This window comes from Chitinophaga eiseniae, assembly GCF_900167135.1.
Lineage (GTDB): Bacteria > Bacteroidota > Bacteroidia > Chitinophagales > Chitinophagaceae > Chitinophaga > Chitinophaga eiseniae.
The window spans coordinates 614,118-633,254 of the sequence record NZ_FUWZ01000005.1; the positions used below are offsets into that span (position 1 = coordinate 614,118).

Below are 19,137 nucleotides of genomic sequence, written 5' to 3' on the forward strand. Positions count from 1 at the left end.
TTAAATTAATGGGCAGATTTGTAAGTAAGGAGGAGGGAAAAATTGCCTTCATCGTCTATCGCGGGATTTTTAAAATAGAAGATGTTGCCACCGGGAAGCAGGATAGTGGTGTTGATGCTATTGCTCAGATTGGCGAACGCGTCTTTAACCTTCACTTGGCCGACGTCCGTCGCACCTGACATCGAATGTAAAATCACCTCAAATAGGGCGCCACCTGGCCCCAGCACCCCCTCCAATAGGCCCATGAGTATTTTTCTCAGATTAAGGCCAGATTCCCCATGATGGTGAATGGGTTTATCTACGACAGGCTCTGAAATCACTACATTTAACTTCGGATTATCTCCCTCTTTTTCCTCCTTGATAATAAAACCGCCTTTCCACTTAACTTCAGTGCTTGCCCATTCAACATGATCCTTCAATGGCCCAGGGTTCTCCTCTCTGCTGCTCATGTAGATTTTAATATAACCGTCAAGGCCCACCTCCACACTTGTAATCTGCTTCTTCGCTCCTTCATTTACCTTATGCTTAAAAGATACCTCTATTTTATTGGTGTATTGATTATCTCCGGAAGTGTTCTCGGAAATCACATAACTGGTTTTGTTTGTTTCGTTCACGATCTTTTGCGCCTGTTCAAAAGAATTAGCCTTAGCTCCTTTGAATTTTAGTTCTTCCAGCGTCTTCTCACCCCATTCTTTTATTTTGTTAAACAACGGCTCCAATAGCAGTTTTTCCAATAGGTCTGCGCGTGAAATGATCATTTTAGCATCAATTCCTTCGGCTGCACTGATCCAATTTTTGGGAAATTTATCGGGTGTTTCCAACTTTTTATCTTCATTATTTTTTGTAATGAGCAGAAAGTTGAGGGTGCTTATAGCCGGGTTCTCATCTTTAAACATCGTGTAATTTACTTTCTTCGGTGTCAGTGAGGAAGGAAGCAGATGATCCCTGGATGTATTACTTTCTGTTCTCTGTTCAATAGCATAGCCTAATATATAGGGGTTACCTGTTTTACGCAGATACGTTAAATAAAAATTCATAAATGGTATCATCCCTTCTATACCTACATCTCCAGCCTTGCCTGCTTGGGTTTTTTCGGAAAAAAAAGGCAATTTTTCAACACTCTCAAAATCCATCATCAAAGCATTTACCGAAAATTTATCATCCGTAAATTCTTTTATACGCTTTTTTACATCAGCAGGCTGTAGTATTTTTGTTTCACTTTTCTCTACGTCGTTCAGTCCTAAGTTTAGGTTAATACTATAGACCCAGTCCTCAATCGGATAGTCGTTCGGAGTGCGCCTGGACCAGAAACGTGCAGTACCGGATTTCAAGTGAAGTTCCAGCGTGATATTCTGCCCGCTCTCTGGAATACTAATCTGTGGGATCAGTTCTGCATTGATGAACGCTGCATCTTCAGGGATTTCGCTCTCCTTTTCATGCACTGCATAAATATAATCTACACCCTTGAGTACCTGCGATATAATCAACTGGGAATGTATTGTGCCCTTGTTCTGTAAGTTTTCTAATTCTTCATTAATGGTTTCTGTCGTCATAGAAATAACCATGTCATAGAGCTTAAAAATCTCGGTGTTTTTAACCATTTTGTTAATAATGTTTTAAAGTGAAATAATATTGGAATGTGAAAAAAAATAATGGAGAAAAAAGGAAAGTCTGCTGCAACTATGGAGCATAGCTACCGGGCCGATGCGGAGGACATCGTTCAACAACATTTCTAATGGAGTCTTTAGCTACAGTGAAGCATACGTATATTACACAGCACGGCATCGCCACCTGCGAAAATATCCACAGCCATCTATCTGGTTATATGTTGGAAGATATTTAGTAGTTGTATATATTATTTAGCACTACCTCATTTCCATAACAATCACGACAAAGCAGCTGCCATTTCTGGCTACACCTACTTATGCCTGGTGAGATCACAACATTAAATTGGTGAGATAAAAATTGCTTGTTCATGTCATTGGGGGAATCCTGGTTTTGGATACTGGTTATAATGAGTCGTTACAATAGCAACTATCGGAGAAGTAAATTCCGTTTATGCTCAGCTAAAATATGGCAATCTCTGTACAAAAAAAAATAAATTGTATAAATAAATTAGCAGTGCTTACTAAATAAAAATACTTTGATGACCGACTTTTTCAATTATATACGCAATGTTTTCGTATAGGCATGTGACAGGTGCCGCTTGCCATCCCGTTCGTTTCTTTTCACATACTCATCGTAATAATCTAAAAAATTAGCTTTGAATTTATGTGGTGGGATATAAGCGACCCGATTGCCTGTTGCTCAATCGTCTTTTCACTCTTCTTAACGGCTATCAGTGCACGGGCCTGTTTATTATGAATCTTCTCTTCCCGGCTTTTAGGATTGGTATAAACAAATATTTCGGTTGATGGTCTCTGTCCTTTCGTCATAGTAAAAAGTGATCTTATCTCCTTTTTTGCTCAATCTCTCCAGTATATTCATACATCACAATTTTGACAGGTAAAACAAACGATGATCAATCTGTATGCCGTGCCAGTCATGGCATGTACGGCATTTACGCAGGCAAGAAAAACCGGAGAAAAGCGGAGAAATCTTTTTTCGGAATAATAGTTTTGAGCGATGACATTTTGCCGGATACCTTTACCAGTGCAGTAAAGCAGGAAAAACTGACACTTTTCGTTTGATGAAACGGGGGATGCGTGCTGGTAGTGTGCTGGAGCTGGCACGTGAATTTGGTGTGTCATTTAGTGTGTCAAATTTGTGTCGGAAATAGTGGGAGAAAGCGGTAAAAACCGTTAAAAACGACACTTGACCAAATGAACAAAGGCTTGTAAGTCATACTTACAAGCCTTTGTTTTACGTGCCCAGAACTGGATTCGAACCAGCACACCCTTGCAGGCGCTGCGACCTGAACACAGTGCGTCTACCAATTTCGCCATCTGGGCAACTGATATTGTGATCAGGGGATGCAAAAGTACACATTCATTTTAATTCACCAAATTTTTTTTAAAATATTTGCTTACTTACTAGTAAGTAAGTAACTTGCAGCCGGTTTTAACGCAGCTGAAATGACGCTCATGAAAGATAAAATAGTGACGCTGGCGGATAAGCTGATCCGGGTAAAAGGATTTAATGCTTTCAGTTATAAAGACATCGCCGACCCGCTGTCGGTAAAAAACGCAGCGGTGCATTACCATTTTCCCTCCAAGGCCGACCTGGGCATGGCGGTGATCGGGGAAGAGATGCAACGGTTCCAACACAGCGTGCAGCAGTGGCAGCAGCTGCCGGAAGAGGAACAGCTGGCCCTGCTGGTCGACGTATTCCGCAAACATTGTTATGCAGGCAACGTATGCCTGATGGGCTCACTGGCGCCGGACTATGAAACGCTGACCCCGCAGATGCAGGAAAAAATAAATGAAATGGCGGAAGCCATCGTGGAATGGGTGACGACCTGCCTGGAGAAGGGCCGCAAAAACAAACGCTTTCACTTTAAAGGTACCGCAGGCGACAGAGCGCTGCTGGTCATTTCCAATCTTCAATCTTCGCTGCTGCTGGCCAGGGTCATGGGCCCTGAAGCATTCGACAGGATCGGCCGGCAGCTGCTGGAAGACTTACGTTCATAAAATCAGCTACTATGAAAAGAGTTGTTATCACCGGTATGGGTGCAATAACCCCTTTGGGAAATAATGTGACCGCCTTCTGGGACAACCTCGTGGCCGGCGCCAGCGGCGCCGCCACTATCACCCGCTTCGATGCCTCCCGCTTCCGGACAAAATTCGCCTGCGAGCTGAAAGGCTACGACCCGGCCACAGCGCTCGATAAAGCGGAAATCCGCAAGACAGACCCCTTCACACAATATGCACTCTCCGCTGCGGCGGAAGCCATCGGTGACGCAGGGCTCAACTTCTCCGCCATGGACCCCTTCGATACCGGCGTGATCTGGGGCTCCGGACAGGGCGGCATGCAGACGTTCGAGGAACAGGTGACGGAATACGTAACGGGGGGCTACAACCCGCGGTTCAGCCCTTACTTCGTGCCCCGCCTGATCACCAATATGGCGTCGGGCATGATCTCTATCAAATATGGCCTCATGGGCATCAACTACACCACTGTCTCCGCCTGCGCCACGTCCAATACGGCGATCATGGACGCGCTCAACTATATCCGCCTCGGTAAAGCGAAAGTGATGATCACCGGCGGCTCTGAAGCACCTGTTACGCCGGCGTCCGTAGGTGGCTTCTGCGCCATGAAAGCGATGTCCGTCAGGAACGACGACCCTGCTCATGCCTCCCGTCCTTTTGATACGGACCGCGACGGCTTCGTCATGAGCGAAGGGGCTGCCGCCCTGGTGCTCGAAGAATACGAACACGCCAAAGCCCGTGGCGCCCATATCTACGCAGAAGTGGCCGGCGCAGCCATGACGGCAGACGCCTACCATATGACGGCCACCCATCCTGAAGGACTGGGCGCCTTCCAGGCTATGAAAAGCGCGCTGCAGGAAGCGGAAATCAACCTGCAACAGGTGGATTATCTCAACGCGCACGCTACCTCCACACCGGTGGGCGACCTCAGCGAGATAGCAGCCATCACGAAGCTGTTCGGCCCCGCACCCGGTCATCTGCATATCAGCGCTACCAAATCCATGACAGGCCATCTGCTGGGCGCCGCCGGCGCCATCGAAGCCGTCGCCTGCATCAAAAGCATTACCGACGGTATCATACCGCCCACTATCAATACCACCACGCTGGACCCGCAGATACCTGCCAGCCTGCAGATCGTGTTGAAAACAGCGATAGAGAAAAACGTGAAAGTAGCCGTCAGCAATACTTTTGGCTTCGGTGGCCACAACGGCATCGTGGTATTCAGAAAAATATAGGCAAAACTGTATATTGTGCGTTGATCATTTCCGAAACTATCAACCTGAAATCATCAACCGAACAATGAAGCCAATATTTTTAAGTATCCTGATGTGGGCCTGTTGCCTGCAGTTGCATGCGCAACAGGCCTGCCCTGTTATTCCGGCGCCGGTACAGTCTTCCCGTGCCAACGGTGAAATGCTCCTCAACGAGGAAGTGGCCATTCTCACCAAAGACAACAGCCTGCAGGAGCTGGCTACCTATCTCAGCCACGAGCTGCAACGCCGGTTTAATATCACGAACGCGGAAAAAGGCCGCGCCTCCGGGAAAGTGACCGTTATCACCCTCGAACGCGGGAAAACAGACACTAACCCCGACGCTTACACGCTACGGATGACGAAAGCCGGCGCCACCATCTCCGCCGCACGTCCACAGGGTATTTTTAACGGCATCAGCACCCTGCTGCAACTGGCGGAAACTACGATACCTACGGGCACTTCCCGCCATATACCCTGCTGGAACATCACCGACGCGCCCCGCTACGCATGGCGTGGTTTTATGCTCGATGAATCCCGCTTCTTCTTTGGAAAGAAAAAAGTAAAATCTATCCTCGACTGGATGGCTTTCTACAAACTGAACCGCTTTCACTGGCACCTGACGGACGCCCCAGGCTGGCGCCTGGAAATAAAAAAATATCCCCTGCTCACCACCGTCGGCGGCATCGGTAACCACACCGATCCCAAAGCACCGGCTGCCTTCTACACCCAGGACGATATCCGCGAGATCGTAGCCTACGCAAAGGAACGCTTTATAGAAGTGGTCCCCGAAATAGACATGCCCGGCCACGCCAGTGCGGCCAACAGGGCCTATCCGGCCTTCGACGGCGGTGGCACGGAGAAATATCCTTCCTTCACCTTTAACCCCGGCAAAGAAGGCACCTACCAGTACCTGGCGGATATCCTGAAAGAAACAGCATCGCTCTTCCCGGCAGGTATGATCCACCTCGGCGGTGATGAAGTGTCTTTCGGTAACAAAGCATGGGATACCGATACGGCTGTCATCCGCCTCGTGAAAGCCAAAGGATTTGTGAACCGTAAACAGGTGGAGGATTATTTCTTTCAGCGTATGGCCGATACCGTATTCAGCCTGCGCAACAAGGTGATGGCCTGGGACGAGATCGCCACGGCCACACTGCCGGCCAATAAAACCATCGTTTGCTGGTGGAGACAGGAAAAACCGGAGAACCTGAAGATGGCGCTGGGCAAAGGCTACAGCGTGATCATCTGCCCGAGGCTGCCTTTTTATCTGGACTTCGTACAGGACAGCACCCACAAAATAGGCCGCAAATGGAAAGAAGGGGAGTACAACAGCCTGAAAACAGTATATGAATTTTCAGTGGGCAGCCTGCCTGCCGTCAAAGGGTATGAACGGCAAATACTGGGCGTACAGGCGTGCCTGTGGTCGGAGACCATCTCCAACGCCAAAAGACTGGATTTCCTGCTGTTTCCCCGCATCACGGCATTCGCTGAGGCGGCATGGACGCAACCGGCCACCCGGAACTTCGGGAAGTTCATCGAACGCCTGAAACCGCAGATGGAACTGTTTGAACAGGCACACCTTTACTACTACGATTATTTTGCCCCCTCCCGCCATGTGGAGTCGGGCAAGCCTACTGACCAGAAGAGTTTTATCGATTAGAATTATTTGCCCTTATCCAGCGCCATTTTCAGTGCCAGTCCCGCAAAAACGCTGCCCATCAGCCATTTCTGGGTGCGTACCCAGCCGGGGTTGGTGCTGAACCAGCGCGTTACCTTCGCTGCGGAAAAGATGATCAGGCTGTTGACCGTGAAACTGATCGTTAGCTGAATAAAGCCCAGCGTAAGGCTCTGTAGCAATACCGGTCCGTATTCCGGTTTGATGAACTGGGGGAAAAGCGACATGTAAAATACAGCGATCTTGGGGTTCAGGATACTGGTAAACAATCCCATGCTGAACAGCCGGAGCGGCGTGTCATGTTGCAGTTGACCGGCCGTCTCAAATACCGCTCTCCCTCCTGGCTTCACAGCCTGCCATGCCATATATAGCAGGTAAATCACGCCAATGGTCTTCAGCGTCGTATACGCGTAGGGGATAGCCATCAGGATGCTGGTGAGGCCGAATGAAACCAGCGTGATATGAAAAAGTAATCCGCAGGCAACGCCCAATAACGAAATCATGGCGGCTTTTCTGCCTTGTGTCACCGACCGGGTGACGAGGTAAATCATGTTAGGGCCCGGTGTGAGCACCATTATCAACGCGGCGAAGGCAAAAAGTAACAGCATGGCGGTACGATTTTACTGACTCTCCTGACAGACGAAAAGACCGGTAAAAATAATCAAAATCGGTATCATCTCCGCACATCAGGAGAATCAGTATCTAATCATGGCCATCAACGTTCAGTGATCCTGGCCATCACCGTTTTCAGCCAGCCGGGCTTTTTGATCCGGCAGTTATGAAAGGCGGCCATCTGCCACTGGTCTTCATTATTTTTGATCCATAGGGTGGTATTGATGGACTGGCGGCTTTGTGGGGCTTTTTTCTGCCAGCGGAAGCGGATAGCGCCACGGGCAATCACCACAGCGGTACGATCGTTCAGAAACCGCATCTGGTCTATCTCCCCCTCTAATCTTGCGCCGCGGAACATAAAATTGTTCATCAGTTGTTCGTGGGAAGTGATGTACGCTTCCCGTCCCTTCAGGTGCATGCCGTTGAAAGTAATATAGTCGCAGTCTTCCGTAAGATGGGTAGCGGCGCCTCTGAAATCCAGCGTTTCGAACGACCGGTAAATTTCATCATTGACCTGCCGGATAGCTTTCATTTCGATTACTTTGTTCATAGTACCTGTTTTTGACGATACAAAACTACTGGAGATGATCACCACTGAACAGGCTTTTTCAGTTGAAGGCATTACCCCTTCGGCGAAAACGGGTTTTTTATCGGTAAACGGGAAATCAGGACTTTTTTGCCGTTACCTGGCGGACTACCTCCGGTAAGTTGGGCGTGAGGCCCGGCAATTTTATCTTGTAGCGGAACATGCCATTGAAACTGTCCGCTTCTTTCAGCAGCTCATGACCGGCTTTGCTGATCCAGAAAGACTGCTCATAGGTGCCCCCCTGTGGCATTGTGCCGCCGGTGTGGAGTATCCAGCAGTCCACCTGCCTGTTGTCCAGCGTAGTCAGCGTTTCGCTGCCGGTAACGGTGTATTTTACATACGCCGGCGGATCGAGTCCTGCGTCATAGAACAGGATGTAAAAGGTTTTGCCGGCCGCCAGGGGAAGCATTTCGAATGTTTCGATGTCGAGATGCCAGTTGTAATTGGGACTATCGAAGTTGAGCGAGTAACCGGCGGCTTTATTGCCAGCCACGCTGTCCGCGCCTTTTACGCCTGCGGCCGACCAGTTATAGGCCCTGATACCGGTACCGCCGGCATCGGAGTGGTACAGCGGGGAGAAGTCCCTGGCGCTGTTGATGGAATAGAAACTTCTGAAATAGTTGCTGTCGGCATTGTACCAACTTTGTTTAACTTCAAAGACAGGTTGCCGGTTGTGCTGACGCTTGCTGATCTCCCGCATCCAGAGGGAGAAGTTGAGCATTTTAGGTTTGTCGGGGAATTGAAAATAAACAAGGTATTGCCGTAACCCTGGCTGCAGCAGGCTGGTGTTCAGGGCATGATGCCGCGGGCTGATCGTGTCTGCCTGGGCTGATGCCTGTTGCAGGGCAAACAACAGGATAAACAAAACCGGTAAAAGACGGTGGAAAGGGCGCATTGTCATAAGCGTATGTACATTTTGTTGACAGCACAAATGTTGGTCATCCGGGTAAGCGTATCAAGTTTATTCAATCCTTACCGGTATAAATTCAACCACTGGTATTCATCTCGCGTAGGACCGGGTGGTTTAAAAAAAAGGGGGAATGGTTGAACCCAAACAGGCAACCATTGAAAAAAGCGGCCTGCAGAAAATGCGATCCGGTACATTTGACGAACAGTTTCTAAACCTTGTATTTTCGGCCATGGGAATTTTTAAAACAATGCCGGCTACCACCCGGCTTCAGTGGGGCTTGTGGTGTCTGCTGATGCTCCTGCTGTTTTTTACGCTGCTACCGGAAGACGGTTTTGGGCAGTCGGGCGCCTATGCCCTGACAAATACGGCCTTTTATGCACTGGTGGTGTATGGCAATATCAGTTTTTTGTACCCCCGCCTGTTTTTGAAAAAGAGGAAGGTACTGTATTTCATGGCAGTAGTAGCCGGGCTGCTGCTGGCCAGCCTGGTCCGGAGCTATGGAATGGTCTGGATATACAATACGTTTTTTAATGATCAGCCGCATCCGGCGCCAATGACTACCATGATCTTTGTACGTAATGTATCCGGTTTGCTGACGATTTTTCTCCTGAGTTTCATTCTGCGGATTTTTATTGCTTATTTTGTATTGAAACGTAAGACAGAGGAAATGCAGCAGCAACATGCTCAAACGGAGCTGGAGCTGCTGAAGTCACAGGTGCAGCCGCATTTCCTGTTTAACACATTGAATAATATCTATTACGAAGCCTTCAGGGAGGCGCCTCATACCGCGTTGCTCATCGAAAAACTGTCAGACATTATGCGGTATTTTGTGGATGAAAGCCCTAAGGACAAGGTCAATTTATCTACTGAAATTAATTTCATCGAAAACTATATCGCGCTGGAAAAAATACGCATCCGGCATGAAATTGGCTTAACGTTTATCAAGGATACCGATGATGATTATCGCATACCTCCCATGTTACTGATGACGTTTGTGGAGAACATTTTCAAACATGGTATCGACAAAAGCAGTACACAAAATCAGATAGCGATCACTTTGTTATGTCGGGACAACCACCTCGTTTTCAACGCCCGTAATGAACTTCCCCTGCATCCCGTAGTTTCCGGCCAGCGAGGATCAGGGATAGATAACCTGCGAAAGCGCCTGGTACTATTGTATGGAGACAATTTTGAACTAAAGACAGAAAGATCAGATAACCATTTTAATGCCTCTTTAACCGTTCCCTTATGAGTTTAAATTGCCTGATCGTGGATGATGAGCCCAATGCCGTGAAGCTGCTGGAATTGCATATCCAGCAGACGACCAACTGGCGTATCGTGGGCAAATGTTATAATGCGCTGGAGGCGCTGGAGTGCCTGAAACAACAAAAAACGGATGTGGTGTTTCTCGACATCAATATGCCCCGCCTCAACGGGATGGAGCTGGCCGGCCTGTTGCCCAGCCATGTCAAAATAGTTTTTACCACTGCCTATTCTGAATTTGCTGCCGCCAGCTATAATTACCAGACACTGGACTATCTGTTGAAACCTATTACACTGACGCGTTTCCTGGCCGCACGCCAGAAAATTGAGGCCGCCTTCCGTACACCTGCACAGGCAGACAAGACAGAAGACGACCACCAGGATTATTTCTTTGTGAAATCAGGTAAAACACTGCAACGTATCCGCTTACAGGACCTCCTGTATTTTGAAGGCGAGAAAGAATATGTGCGGGTGGTGACCGTAAAGGAGGAAGTGTTGGTTTATAAGCGGCTGAAAGAAATTGCAGAACAACTGGGACCGCCCTTTATCCGCGTGCATAATTCCTATATCGTTAATACCAGCCAGATAGAACGGATACTCGATAACCACATTCACATTGCAGACAAACGTATCCCGCTGAGCGAAAAGTTCCGCGCCGATTTTATGGCGCTGATACAACAACGTTTCCTATAACACCAGTTCCATCTGGATGTTGGCGCGTTCGTACGGCGATTTTCTGGCAGCCACTTTCTGAAAGCCCATCTTGTGATACAGGCTGATAGCCGGTTTCAGGATGGTATTGCTTTCGAGATACAGCTTGGAGGCGCCCAGTTCGCGCGCTTTCTCCATGCAGGCTTTACCCAGCAGCCAGCCAATGCTTTTGCCCTGCGCCCGCGGAGATACCGCCATCTTGGCCAGTTCAAAATCATAGTCCGGATCATTCATGCGGATCAGCGCACAAACACCTACCGGTTCATCGTTGTAAAGCGCCACAAAAATATGACCGCCCTTTTTCAGAATATGTCCCTCCGGATCTTCCAGCGCCTTATAGTCAGAAGCTTCCATTTTAAAATAAGTGGAGATCCATTCCTCATTGAGATCGTAAAACGCTTGCCGGTATTTAGCCTGATAAGCTACCACTTTCACCTGGCCGCTCTCCCGTAACTTCTGTTGTTCCTGTACGCGGCGCAGGAGCGACTTCTGCTCCAGCAGGAACTCCCATTCCTCCATGGCTTTCCAGAGATCATGTTTGGTTTGTGCCGTCAGTTCCTCAATGGCGTTGTTGACATCGATGTACTGCGCCGCAATTTTTTCATTGATCTCCAACCCTTTGGCAGAAAGGCCTACCAGGTTCTTACGCCCGTCTGTTTTGTCTTTCTTTTCTTTGATGAATCCCTTTTGTACCATCTCCCGGACGATCTTGCTCACCGATACGTGGGAATGTCCTATCTCCCGGGCTATTTCGGTGATGGTTTTGTTTTCTCCGCGCGACAGTACGTAAAATACCGGGAACCATTTAGGCTGCATGGGAACGCCGTACAGGCCATACACCTGGGCCGCATCTTCGGTGATTTTATCTGTCAGCAGCCGCAGCCTGCTGCCGATGGCCATTTTGCCGGTAGTGTCGAAAAAGCCCGTCATCATTTAGGAATTTACGAAGTTGGAAATTTTGATATTTTGGTATTTTTGTTATTGGTTTCGTAACTGGTTACGTAAATATAGAAAATGGTTCTGAATTGGCCAAAAAAATAGTGTGACTATCGGAGCACGGCCGGCAGCAGGTACTGCTGCAGCATGGTATTTACCTGCGGGTGCGCATAAGGGAGGTTATAGGCTTCTGCTGTAATAACGATGACCAGCGGCGTATTCCGGAACACGAGGATATAGTTGCCGCCGTTGCCGGAGCAATAGTAGGCTTCGTAAGTCTGGCCGTTTACCTGGAACGTTTTGTTCCAGAAAAGATAACCATAGTATTCTTCCTGCCGGCCGGGAATGTTTTTGTGCCGGGTAAATGTTTGTTGCACCCAGCCGGCCGGCAGCACCTGTCTGCCTTGCCAGCGGCCCTGCTGTTGGTACAGCCATCCGAATTTGGCAAAGTCAAGGGTGTTCATACGGATGCCGCCAGCGGTATTGGCCACACCCTGTGGGGTATACTGCCACTGATAGCGGGTGATGCCCAATGGCCGGAAAAGCTGATGGTCGGCGTATTTTTCCAGTCCGCCCGGTACCCGCTGGTGTAGCACATCGCCCAGCACCACCACCCCTGCGGTGAAATAGTGCCATTCTCCCGCCGGACGTGCGGTATTGACCGGCAGGTCCAGCGCAAACTTCACCCAGTTGTCTGTAGGGTACATGTTTTCTTCATTGCCAGGTGACTGATCATTGTTGTCATCACCGTCGAAGGGGCTGCTCATCGTCAGCAGCGCTTTCAGCGGTGTCTGTGCTTTTTCTGTGGAGTAGTTGGCAAATGCAGGAAGGTCATAAAAATCCGATAACGGTTGTTCCGTGCTTCTCAGGTAGCCGTCGCGGATAGCCAGGCCGGTAATGGCGCCGGCAAAGGATTTGCCGACAGACCGTACGTCGTGCGTTGAATCGCGGCCGGAGCCGTTGAAATATTCTTCGATGATCAGTTGCCCTTTACGGATCACGGCAATGCTGGTGATCTTCGGGAAGACGCCTGCTTCAATGTTACCCTTCAGGAGTTTGACGGTATTACGGTCAAAGTTGCCACGGGATGCTGTCAGACCGTTATAGGGCGCCGGTGTATTTAAAACGATCTTCGCCGTATCAATGAAAGGTTTACGGTCCACCATCAGCGGTAACTCGCCGCTGGCGATCAGCGCACCGGTTTTTATCCCTTTCACAGGATCGTTGAGGTACGGCCTTATCTCCATGCGGAGCAGATGTGGCCCTTCTGTAAGGGCGCTGTCGCCGCCGTTACGCAGAAACCGCATCCAGTAATATTCGCTCCAGGAGGCAGAAGCTGCCTTGTAATTGATCAGCGGCCGGCTCAGTACCGTGTCTTTGATTTTTGCGGCGGCGGAGGGCGCACCGGGATGCAGGTTGCTCTGATAACACAGGCGATTATCTACGTATAGGCTGAACTGGTAGTTGCCCTGTTTTAACACCGTTTCCTGGTCCATCGCAGGTGATAGTGCCTGGAGATAGCGGACCAGCGGACTGTCCATATGAGCGGTGAAAAACAGGTCACTTTTAGGCGTAAGGAGGTAAGTAGCACTGATGGCAACGTTGACGCCTGGTTGACTGGTGAAAATAATCTTTCCGGGGTTTTGGGAAAGGGTGGAGAAGGGGAGGCCTATACACAGGGCAAATAACAAATACCGCATACGTGTAATTTGAACCAAAGCTACAGGGAAATCATATTCGCCTTTCCGATTTTTGAGACTTGATAAATATCCAGGCCATGAGACTGCCGAGCCATCCTAATCCGCCGCACATCGCCATTATTTTACCATAACTCCGGATAAAATGCTGATGGTACAGCTGGGCGACCAGCTGTTGTTGCTGATGCGGTAACCCCTGGGGCACTGCGGCATCGCCGAGGTTGGCTGTCTGCGCCATGGCAGCTGCTTTCTGAGCAGCTGTCAGCGGCAGCTCCTGCAGCGCCGGCTGCATAGATCCGGCAAAAAACAGTACCGCCAACGCCCCGAAAACGGCCACGGCAAATACGCCGGCGATCCTCGTAACAGCATTGTTGACACCGGATGCGGTACCGGACAACTGGCTGCTCACACAGCCCATCACGGTGGCGGTCAGTGGCGCCACAGTAATGGTCATGCCCATACCGAGCACCATGATGCCGGGAAAAAAGGTAGTCCAGTAGGAGGAGGGCCCGGTGGTTTGTCCTACCAGCGCCATCAGCAGCATACCGGTACCCGCCAGGAAAGGTCCGATAATGAGGAACCACCGCGGCCCGTACTTGTCGGCCAGGCTGCCAGCCAGCCGTGCCAGGAAGACCATCAGCAGCGTAAACGGAAGAAAAGACAGGCCGGACTCCAGCTGACTGTAACCCTGCATCTGCACCATATTGAGCGACAGGAACAGCATGCTGCCGCTAAGGCCGGCATACAGGAAAAACGTTAGCAGGTTGGCGCCGGTGAACGTCCGGTTTTTAAAAAGATGCAATGGCAGCATCGGGTGACGGCTGCGCTGTTCTGTAATAACAAAACCCGCCAGCAACAGCGCTCCTGCGAGGATACTGCCATAAGCCGCCAGGCTGTCGAAGCCGGAGACCGGCACCCGGAGAAAGCCAAAATTCAGCAATGCCAGTCCCCCTACGATGAGGACAGCGCCGGGATAGTCCTGCGGTGGCGCATCGGCAGGTATTTCCTGTTCTGCTACCTTCCACCACAGGCATAACAATGTGATAATGCCAATAGGTATATTAATAAAGAAAATATAGCGCCACAGGCCGGCGTCGGCCAGTGCGCCGCCCAGTATAGGGCCGCCGATCGTTACCAGCGTGGTCACAGACGACCAGGTGCCGATCGCTTTACCTCTTTCAGCTTCATCGATGGCGGAAGAGATCAGGGAGAGGCTGCCGGGGATCATGAGCGCGCCGCCGATACCCTGTACCATTCGGAAGATAATCAGCATGGTGACGGTACCTGCCAGTCCGCATGCCGCAGAGCCGGCGATGAAAATCATAATGCCCGTCATAAAAATGTGGCGCCGGCCCAGCCGGTCGCCCAGCGTGCCGCCCAGCAGGATAAGGGCAGCCAGCATCAGCATGTAAGCGTTTAACACCCAGAACAGTTCCGCGCCCGAAGCATGCAGGCTGCGTTGAAGGGAAGGCAATGCCACGTTCAGCGCGGTACCGTCTATGAAAGCCATGGCAGACGCCAGGATGGAGGAGGTGACCACCCATCTTCCGGCAGTGCTGCGAAGTGATACGGTCGACATAACTTGCATAACGCCCGTGCATTGTAAAATGTTCCGCCGTTCACCTTAACGCTTTTTTAACAGCCGGCCCGGTAGGGGGAGATCTTTTGGGCTGCGTCACTATAGTGAATACAACGAATGTTATGAGGTACTGTACTAGTAAACACCGCTTCAGGGCTGCTTTTGCCGCCTGTCTGCTTGTCATGGCCATGCCTGCGATGGCGCAACAGAAACTGTTGCCCGACCAGAACCCCCGTTACATGGAGAGCATGCAGCTGTACCTGATCAACGAAGATTCCCTGACGGCACGGGAAGGTACCACCGTACAGCAGACCTATAAAGCATATCAGTTTATGGAAGCGAAAATGGAGCGGCGGGAACAACGGCGGCAGGACCGTCGTGAGCGCCGGCGTGCCTATGCCTATGGCTATGGATGGGGATCATCATGGGACACCTGGGGATATCCGGCATATACTTATGGATACGGTTATCCGTCGTACAGCTTCGGCCATTACGGCCATCGCCACAACTATTCACCGGGCTTCCAGTGGTACGACCTGGCGACCGTTACCGCCCTGGCCATGGGCACTTACCTGCTCTTCCGCTAATAAATCATCGTATAAAAAATTTCAACCTGATGTTTAAAATGAATGCTCCCGCATTGGTCGGGATACTTATGTCCGCTGCCCTCATACAAGGATGTGCTCCCCGCCAGGTGACGCGGGTAGACGAAAAGCAACAGATCGATATCAGTGGCCGCTGGAATAATACCGACTCACGGCTCACGGCGGAAGAAATGATCGCCAGCGCCCTCGGAGAGAACTGGTTGTCAGAATTTACCCAGCAACATGCAGGCAAGAAACCGGTCGTGATCGTAGGTATGGTGGCCAACAAAAGTCATGAACACATCGATGCGGAAACGTTCATCAAAGATATGGAACGCACGTTTGTCACCACCCAGAAAGTAAGGCTGGTACAGGGCGGCGCCAAAAGAGAGGAACTGCGCGGTGAACGGGCAGATCAGCAGAAAAATGCTTCTGTGTCTACCATGAAAAAATGGGGACTCGAAGTAGGAGCAGATTATATGCTGCAAGGGAGCATCAACTCTATCGTAGATTCACATAAAAGGCAAATGGTGGTATATTATCAGGTAGACCTGGAACTGACCGACCTGCAAAGCAACGAAGTAAAATGGATAGGCAATAAGAAGATTGCCAAATATGTGAAGAATTAGAACCTACATACTCGTTACCACTGTGGTGACCGTGCGCCGGTTGTCTGTGTTGCCGGCGCACATTTTTTTTCTCAAGCGCATATCATGTTTATTTCCGATCGTCAATGGAAGTGGTGGCTGCCACTGGCGTTGGCCATACCTTTCTTTTGCTCATGCCGTACTTATAACGGCGCGGTGGCGCCGTATTACGAGGCCGTGTCACAGGGCCGCTTCGAGGAGGCTTCGACACAGCTGGACAAAGCCCGCTTTTTCCGCTATAACCGCAACAAACTGCTGTTTAACATGGAGAAAGGCAAGACCGCTTTTCTGCAGGGACGCTATCATGAAAGCAACCTGTATTTTAATGCCGCGGACTCCATCCTGTCGGGCCGCAGCCGCAGCAGGGTACTGGACCAGACGCTGGGACTGGTGGTGAATCCCGCTATGCAGATCTACCAGGGAGAAGATTTTGAACGATTACTGATTCATTACTATAAGTCTGTCAACTATCTGCAACTACATCAGCTGGAAGACGCGGAGGTGGAAGCCCGGCGTATTTCCCTGGGCAACTATGCCCTCAACGACCGGAAAAAAAACAATGATAAGAAATACAGTAACGACGCTTTTTCCCTGATCGTGCAAGGCATCGTATACGAAAGCGCCGGCGATGTGAACAACGCTTTTATTGCTTACCGCAACGCCGCTGATATCTTCCTGAAGTCTCCCGACCGGCGTTATTACGGCGTGGACATGCCTGCGCAGTTACAGGTAGATCTCCTGCGTACGGCTGATCAGCTGGGCTTTCAGCAGGAAGTACAATATTACGAACAGCAGTTTGGCCGTGTACATCAGCGCTCTGCCGACAACGACGGTGGCTCGGTACTGGTGATCTGGGAAAACGGACTGGCGCCTGTAAAAGCAGAAAGCAATTTTTTCTTTACCCTCACTGAAAGAGGACCGGGAAATTTTGTGTTTACAGATCCCAACACCCAGATCTTCATTCCCTTCGATTTTAACCTCTTTCCGCGGGATTCCTGCGACCGCTTGCGCCGCCACCTCGAAGCCTTCCGGGTGGCCTTTCCCAGCTACATAGAGCAACCGCTGTACTATACCACCGCCGACGTACAGCGCGACAGCACTTTCTCCACCACCCTCGAAAAAGTGGAAGACGTGAACCAGCTGGCTTTTCGCACCCTGCAGGAACGTTTCCTGAAAGAGATGGGACTGGCGCTCACACGGCTGGCCATCAAAAAGCTGGCGGAATACGAGATCCGGAAAAACGACGAAGTAGCGGGAGAGCTGTTTAACCTCTTCGCTCTGCTGACAGAAAAAGCGGATACCCGTAACTGGCAAAGCCTGCCGCATTCAATCTATTATTCGCGCATCCCGCTGAAAAGGGGAGATAATAAAATCACGCTCACGCTCAAAGGAAAGGGCAATACCCAGAAGGTAGAATTTAATGTAATAGGCAATGGCCGCCTGCAAACATTACATTACGCTTCGCTGCAGAAATCGTGAAAGTTTAGCTACATTAGCTGTCAGAAATTACCCTTTATTTGTCATGAGCGTAACCCAATTATACGACCGCCAGGCGTGGAATGCACTGCCGAAGCAGGAGGCAGCGGCCATTTTACAGCAGTTGATTGATGCACAGTTTCCCGGATTCACCATCAAACGATTTGAGACCTTCGAAAAATTCTGTCAGCATACCTATACCGCTGTCCTGGATTATGAAGGTGCGGAATTCGTTTTTGTACCCGGTGATACTGTCGTGCTGGGCCTCGATTCCTGGAACATGGCGACCGAAAACAGGAACAATATGGCGGGAATGTTTGATGATAATTTCGGGGAGATGGACAACTACATCCGCGAGCGGCTGTCGCCGGTACGCACCGTGACTATCGGCCCGATGATCGTGGAACGGACGTATCGTCAAACGGGTTATTTTCCTGTGGAATTGACAGATGAGCGCCTTACATCCGATGACTATTTTGAGAAAACATATGCCGAAGTAAAAGCTTCTCCCCGTGAGCATTGGAACTATACCGTTAATGACGCTTTCCGGCTGGTAAAAAGTGGGGATAACATAACAGCATGGCTGTACCAGGGCGCTTCCCGGGAAGAACTGCTGCAGGAAATACAGGCTACCGGTTTCCGGTTGCCCACGGAAGACGAATGGGAATACCTCTGTGGCGGCGGCTCCCGCACGCTGTACCCCTGGGGTGATGCCATCGACTACGGCAAGGATTATCTGTATTTCAAAAAAAATGATCACCCTGAAATTTACCTCGACATCCCCAATCAGTTTGGGCTGGTGATCGCCAATAACCCCTACCGCTATGAAGTGATGATGGACAGTGAATACTTCCTGAAAGGCGGTGATGGCGGTTGTAACCTTTGCGGTGGCGGTGGGCTGGACCTGGGATACCTGAGCGTAAGCACGTATTTCCGCGATAGCAGCATTTTCGATGAAGACCTGCATTACGAGGAAGAGATCACCGGTGACTATACGTTTGTGCGACGGATAAAAAGAATATCGTAAAGGATGAAAGGTCCACTTCTCCTGGAAAATAAAGGTATCAGAACGGCGGAATGGTTTATTCCGCCATTTCACGTACAAGAGGGAGAGCTCGTGATACTAAACCTGAAGAACCCCATCCATGGTACCGCTGTGCAGGACTTTTTCGTAAACCTTATTACAGGTAAAACGACCCACTCTGATAACAGTACATCATCCGTTGACCTTTGTGCCCTCGTTCCGGCAGTCCTGGCTCCGCCGGCGGTTTAATCCCATGACTGTAGCGACTTACCTGAAAAAGAATATCGATCCCGCCAATGAATACGCAGGTGAAATTTATGAGCACTTCGATATGTTCGTTGCTAACCGTCGTATTGAACCAGATACGAAGGTAGATACACTGTTGGGTGGTCACCGGAAATTGTTAACATTATATGCTGCGTTGTCCCGTTGTCGTTATGTGGCATATGATATGCGTGCAGTAGGGCCGGAGGCGGTATCTGTTATCCATGATCTGGTAAAGCAGCATGTCAGCCGGGGGGCGCCGCGTTGTTAATA

18 protein-coding genes and 1 tRNA gene are annotated in these 19,137 nt (G+C 50.0%); 11 read left to right on the plus strand and 8 right to left on the minus strand.

Going from position 1 to position 19,137, the window contains the following annotated elements; all coding sequences use genetic code 11:
• Positions 1–5: 5 nt before the first annotated feature.
• Positions 6–1,601 carry a hypothetical protein gene (locus B5D63_RS28630; RefSeq protein WP_078672288.1) on the minus strand — a complete coding sequence of 532 codons (1,596 nt, stop codon included), beginning with the start codon at positions 1,599–1,601 and terminating at the stop codon, positions 6–8.
• Positions 1,602–2,867: 1,266 nt separating this feature from the next.
• Positions 2,868–2,951: transfer RNA gene (locus B5D63_RS28640), tRNA-Leu, on the minus strand.
• Between the two features lie 132 nt (positions 2,952–3,083).
• On the opposite strand from B5D63_RS28640, the gene B5D63_RS28645 reads away from it, so the two are divergent.
• The 3 genes from B5D63_RS28645 (at position 3,084) to B5D63_RS28655 (ending at position 6,560) form a co-directional block, all read left to right on the plus strand.
• Positions 3,084–3,629 (plus strand): TetR/AcrR family transcriptional regulator, encoded by a 546-nt coding sequence (locus tag B5D63_RS28645; protein ID WP_159456204.1) that lies wholly within the window; start codon positions 3,084–3,086, stop codon positions 3,627–3,629.
• An 11-nt stretch (positions 3,630–3,640) separates the two neighbouring features.
• Complete coding sequence (gene fabF, locus B5D63_RS28650; RefSeq protein WP_078672291.1) at positions 3,641–4,882, plus strand: beta-ketoacyl-ACP synthase II; 1,242 nt, start codon at positions 3,641–3,643, stop codon at positions 4,880–4,882.
• 64 nt (positions 4,883–4,946) lie between these two features.
• Positions 4,947–6,560 carry a beta-N-acetylhexosaminidase gene (locus tag B5D63_RS28655; RefSeq protein ID WP_078672292.1) on the plus strand — a complete coding sequence of 538 codons (1,614 nt, stop codon included), beginning with the start codon at positions 4,947–4,949 and terminating at the stop codon, positions 6,558–6,560.
• Between the two features lie 2 nt (positions 6,561–6,562).
• Here the strand turns inward: B5D63_RS28655 and B5D63_RS28660 are convergent, their stop codons facing one another.
• From B5D63_RS28660 to B5D63_RS28670, 3 genes are all read right to left on the minus strand, one after another.
• On the minus strand, positions 6,563–7,183 hold the full coding sequence (locus B5D63_RS28660) for a LysE family translocator (protein ID WP_078672293.1): 621 nt from the start codon (positions 7,181–7,183) through the stop codon (positions 6,563–6,565).
• Between the two features lie 107 nt (positions 7,184–7,290).
• Complete coding sequence (locus B5D63_RS28665) at positions 7,291–7,737, minus strand: SgcJ/EcaC family oxidoreductase (RefSeq protein ID WP_159456205.1); 447 nt, start codon at positions 7,735–7,737, stop codon at positions 7,291–7,293.
• 115 nt (positions 7,738–7,852) lie between these two features.
• Positions 7,853–8,674 (minus strand): DUF3108 domain-containing protein, encoded by an 822-nt coding sequence (locus B5D63_RS28670; RefSeq protein WP_143313151.1) that lies wholly within the window; start codon positions 8,672–8,674, stop codon positions 7,853–7,855.
• A gap of 139 nt (positions 8,675–8,813) precedes the next feature.
• On the opposite strand from B5D63_RS28670, the gene B5D63_RS28675 reads away from it, so the two are divergent.
• Positions 8,814–9,935, plus strand: a complete 1,122-nt coding sequence (locus B5D63_RS28675) for a sensor histidine kinase (RefSeq protein ID WP_078672296.1) — start codon at positions 8,814–8,816, stop codon at positions 9,933–9,935.
• Complete coding sequence (locus tag B5D63_RS28680) at positions 9,932–10,639, plus strand: LytR/AlgR family response regulator transcription factor (protein ID WP_078672297.1); 708 nt, start codon at positions 9,932–9,934, stop codon at positions 10,637–10,639. The genes B5D63_RS28675 and B5D63_RS28680 overlap by 4 nt, the downstream gene beginning before the upstream one ends.
• On the opposite strand, the gene B5D63_RS28685 is transcribed toward B5D63_RS28680, so the two are convergent.
• The 3 genes from B5D63_RS28685 to B5D63_RS28695 form a co-directional block, all read right to left on the minus strand.
• Positions 10,634–11,587: a bifunctional helix-turn-helix transcriptional regulator/GNAT family N-acetyltransferase gene (locus B5D63_RS28685; protein WP_200817122.1), complete on the minus strand. Its 954-nt coding sequence runs from the start codon at positions 11,585–11,587 to the stop codon at positions 10,634–10,636. The genes B5D63_RS28680 and B5D63_RS28685 overlap by 6 nt on opposite strands.
• 116 nt (positions 11,588–11,703) lie before the next feature.
• On the minus strand, positions 11,704–13,293 hold the full coding sequence (locus B5D63_RS28690; RefSeq protein WP_078672298.1) for a serine hydrolase domain-containing protein: 1,590 nt from the start codon (positions 13,291–13,293) through the stop codon (positions 11,704–11,706).
• A 31-nt stretch (positions 13,294–13,324) separates the two neighbouring features.
• Positions 13,325–14,878, minus strand: coding sequence for an MFS transporter (locus B5D63_RS28695; RefSeq protein WP_235021644.1), 1,554 nt, complete (start codon positions 14,876–14,878; stop codon positions 13,325–13,327).
• A gap of 113 nt (positions 14,879–14,991) precedes the next feature.
• On the opposite strand from B5D63_RS28695, the gene B5D63_RS28700 reads away from it, so the two are divergent.
• The 6 genes from B5D63_RS28700 to B5D63_RS34820 all read left to right on the plus strand — a co-directional run bounded on the left by B5D63_RS28700 (position 14,992) and on the right by B5D63_RS34820 (position 19,135).
• Positions 14,992–15,456, plus strand: coding sequence for a hypothetical protein (locus tag B5D63_RS28700; RefSeq protein WP_078672300.1), 465 nt, complete (start codon positions 14,992–14,994; stop codon positions 15,454–15,456).
• Between the two features lie 29 nt (positions 15,457–15,485).
• Complete coding sequence (locus B5D63_RS28705; RefSeq protein ID WP_235021645.1) at positions 15,486–16,082, plus strand: penicillin-binding protein activator LpoB; 597 nt, start codon at positions 15,486–15,488, stop codon at positions 16,080–16,082.
• An 84-nt stretch (positions 16,083–16,166) separates the two neighbouring features.
• On the plus strand, positions 16,167–17,579 hold the full coding sequence (locus B5D63_RS28710; protein WP_078672301.1) for a COG3014 family protein: 1,413 nt from the start codon (positions 16,167–16,169) through the stop codon (positions 17,577–17,579).
• Positions 17,580–17,622: 43 nt separating this feature from the next.
• Positions 17,623–18,603 (plus strand): SUMF1/EgtB/PvdO family nonheme iron enzyme, encoded by a 981-nt coding sequence (locus B5D63_RS28715; protein WP_078672302.1) that lies wholly within the window; start codon positions 17,623–17,625, stop codon positions 18,601–18,603.
• 3 nt (positions 18,604–18,606) lie between these two features.
• Entirely contained in the window at positions 18,607–18,849 is a 243-nt protein-coding gene (locus B5D63_RS28720; protein WP_078672303.1) for a hypothetical protein, read from the plus strand.
• Between the two features lie 4 nt (positions 18,850–18,853).
• On the plus strand, positions 18,854–19,135 hold the full coding sequence (locus B5D63_RS34820) for a hypothetical protein (RefSeq protein WP_143313155.1): 282 nt from the start codon (positions 18,854–18,856) through the stop codon (positions 19,133–19,135).
• The last annotated feature ends 2 nt before the right edge of the window (positions 19,136–19,137 follow it).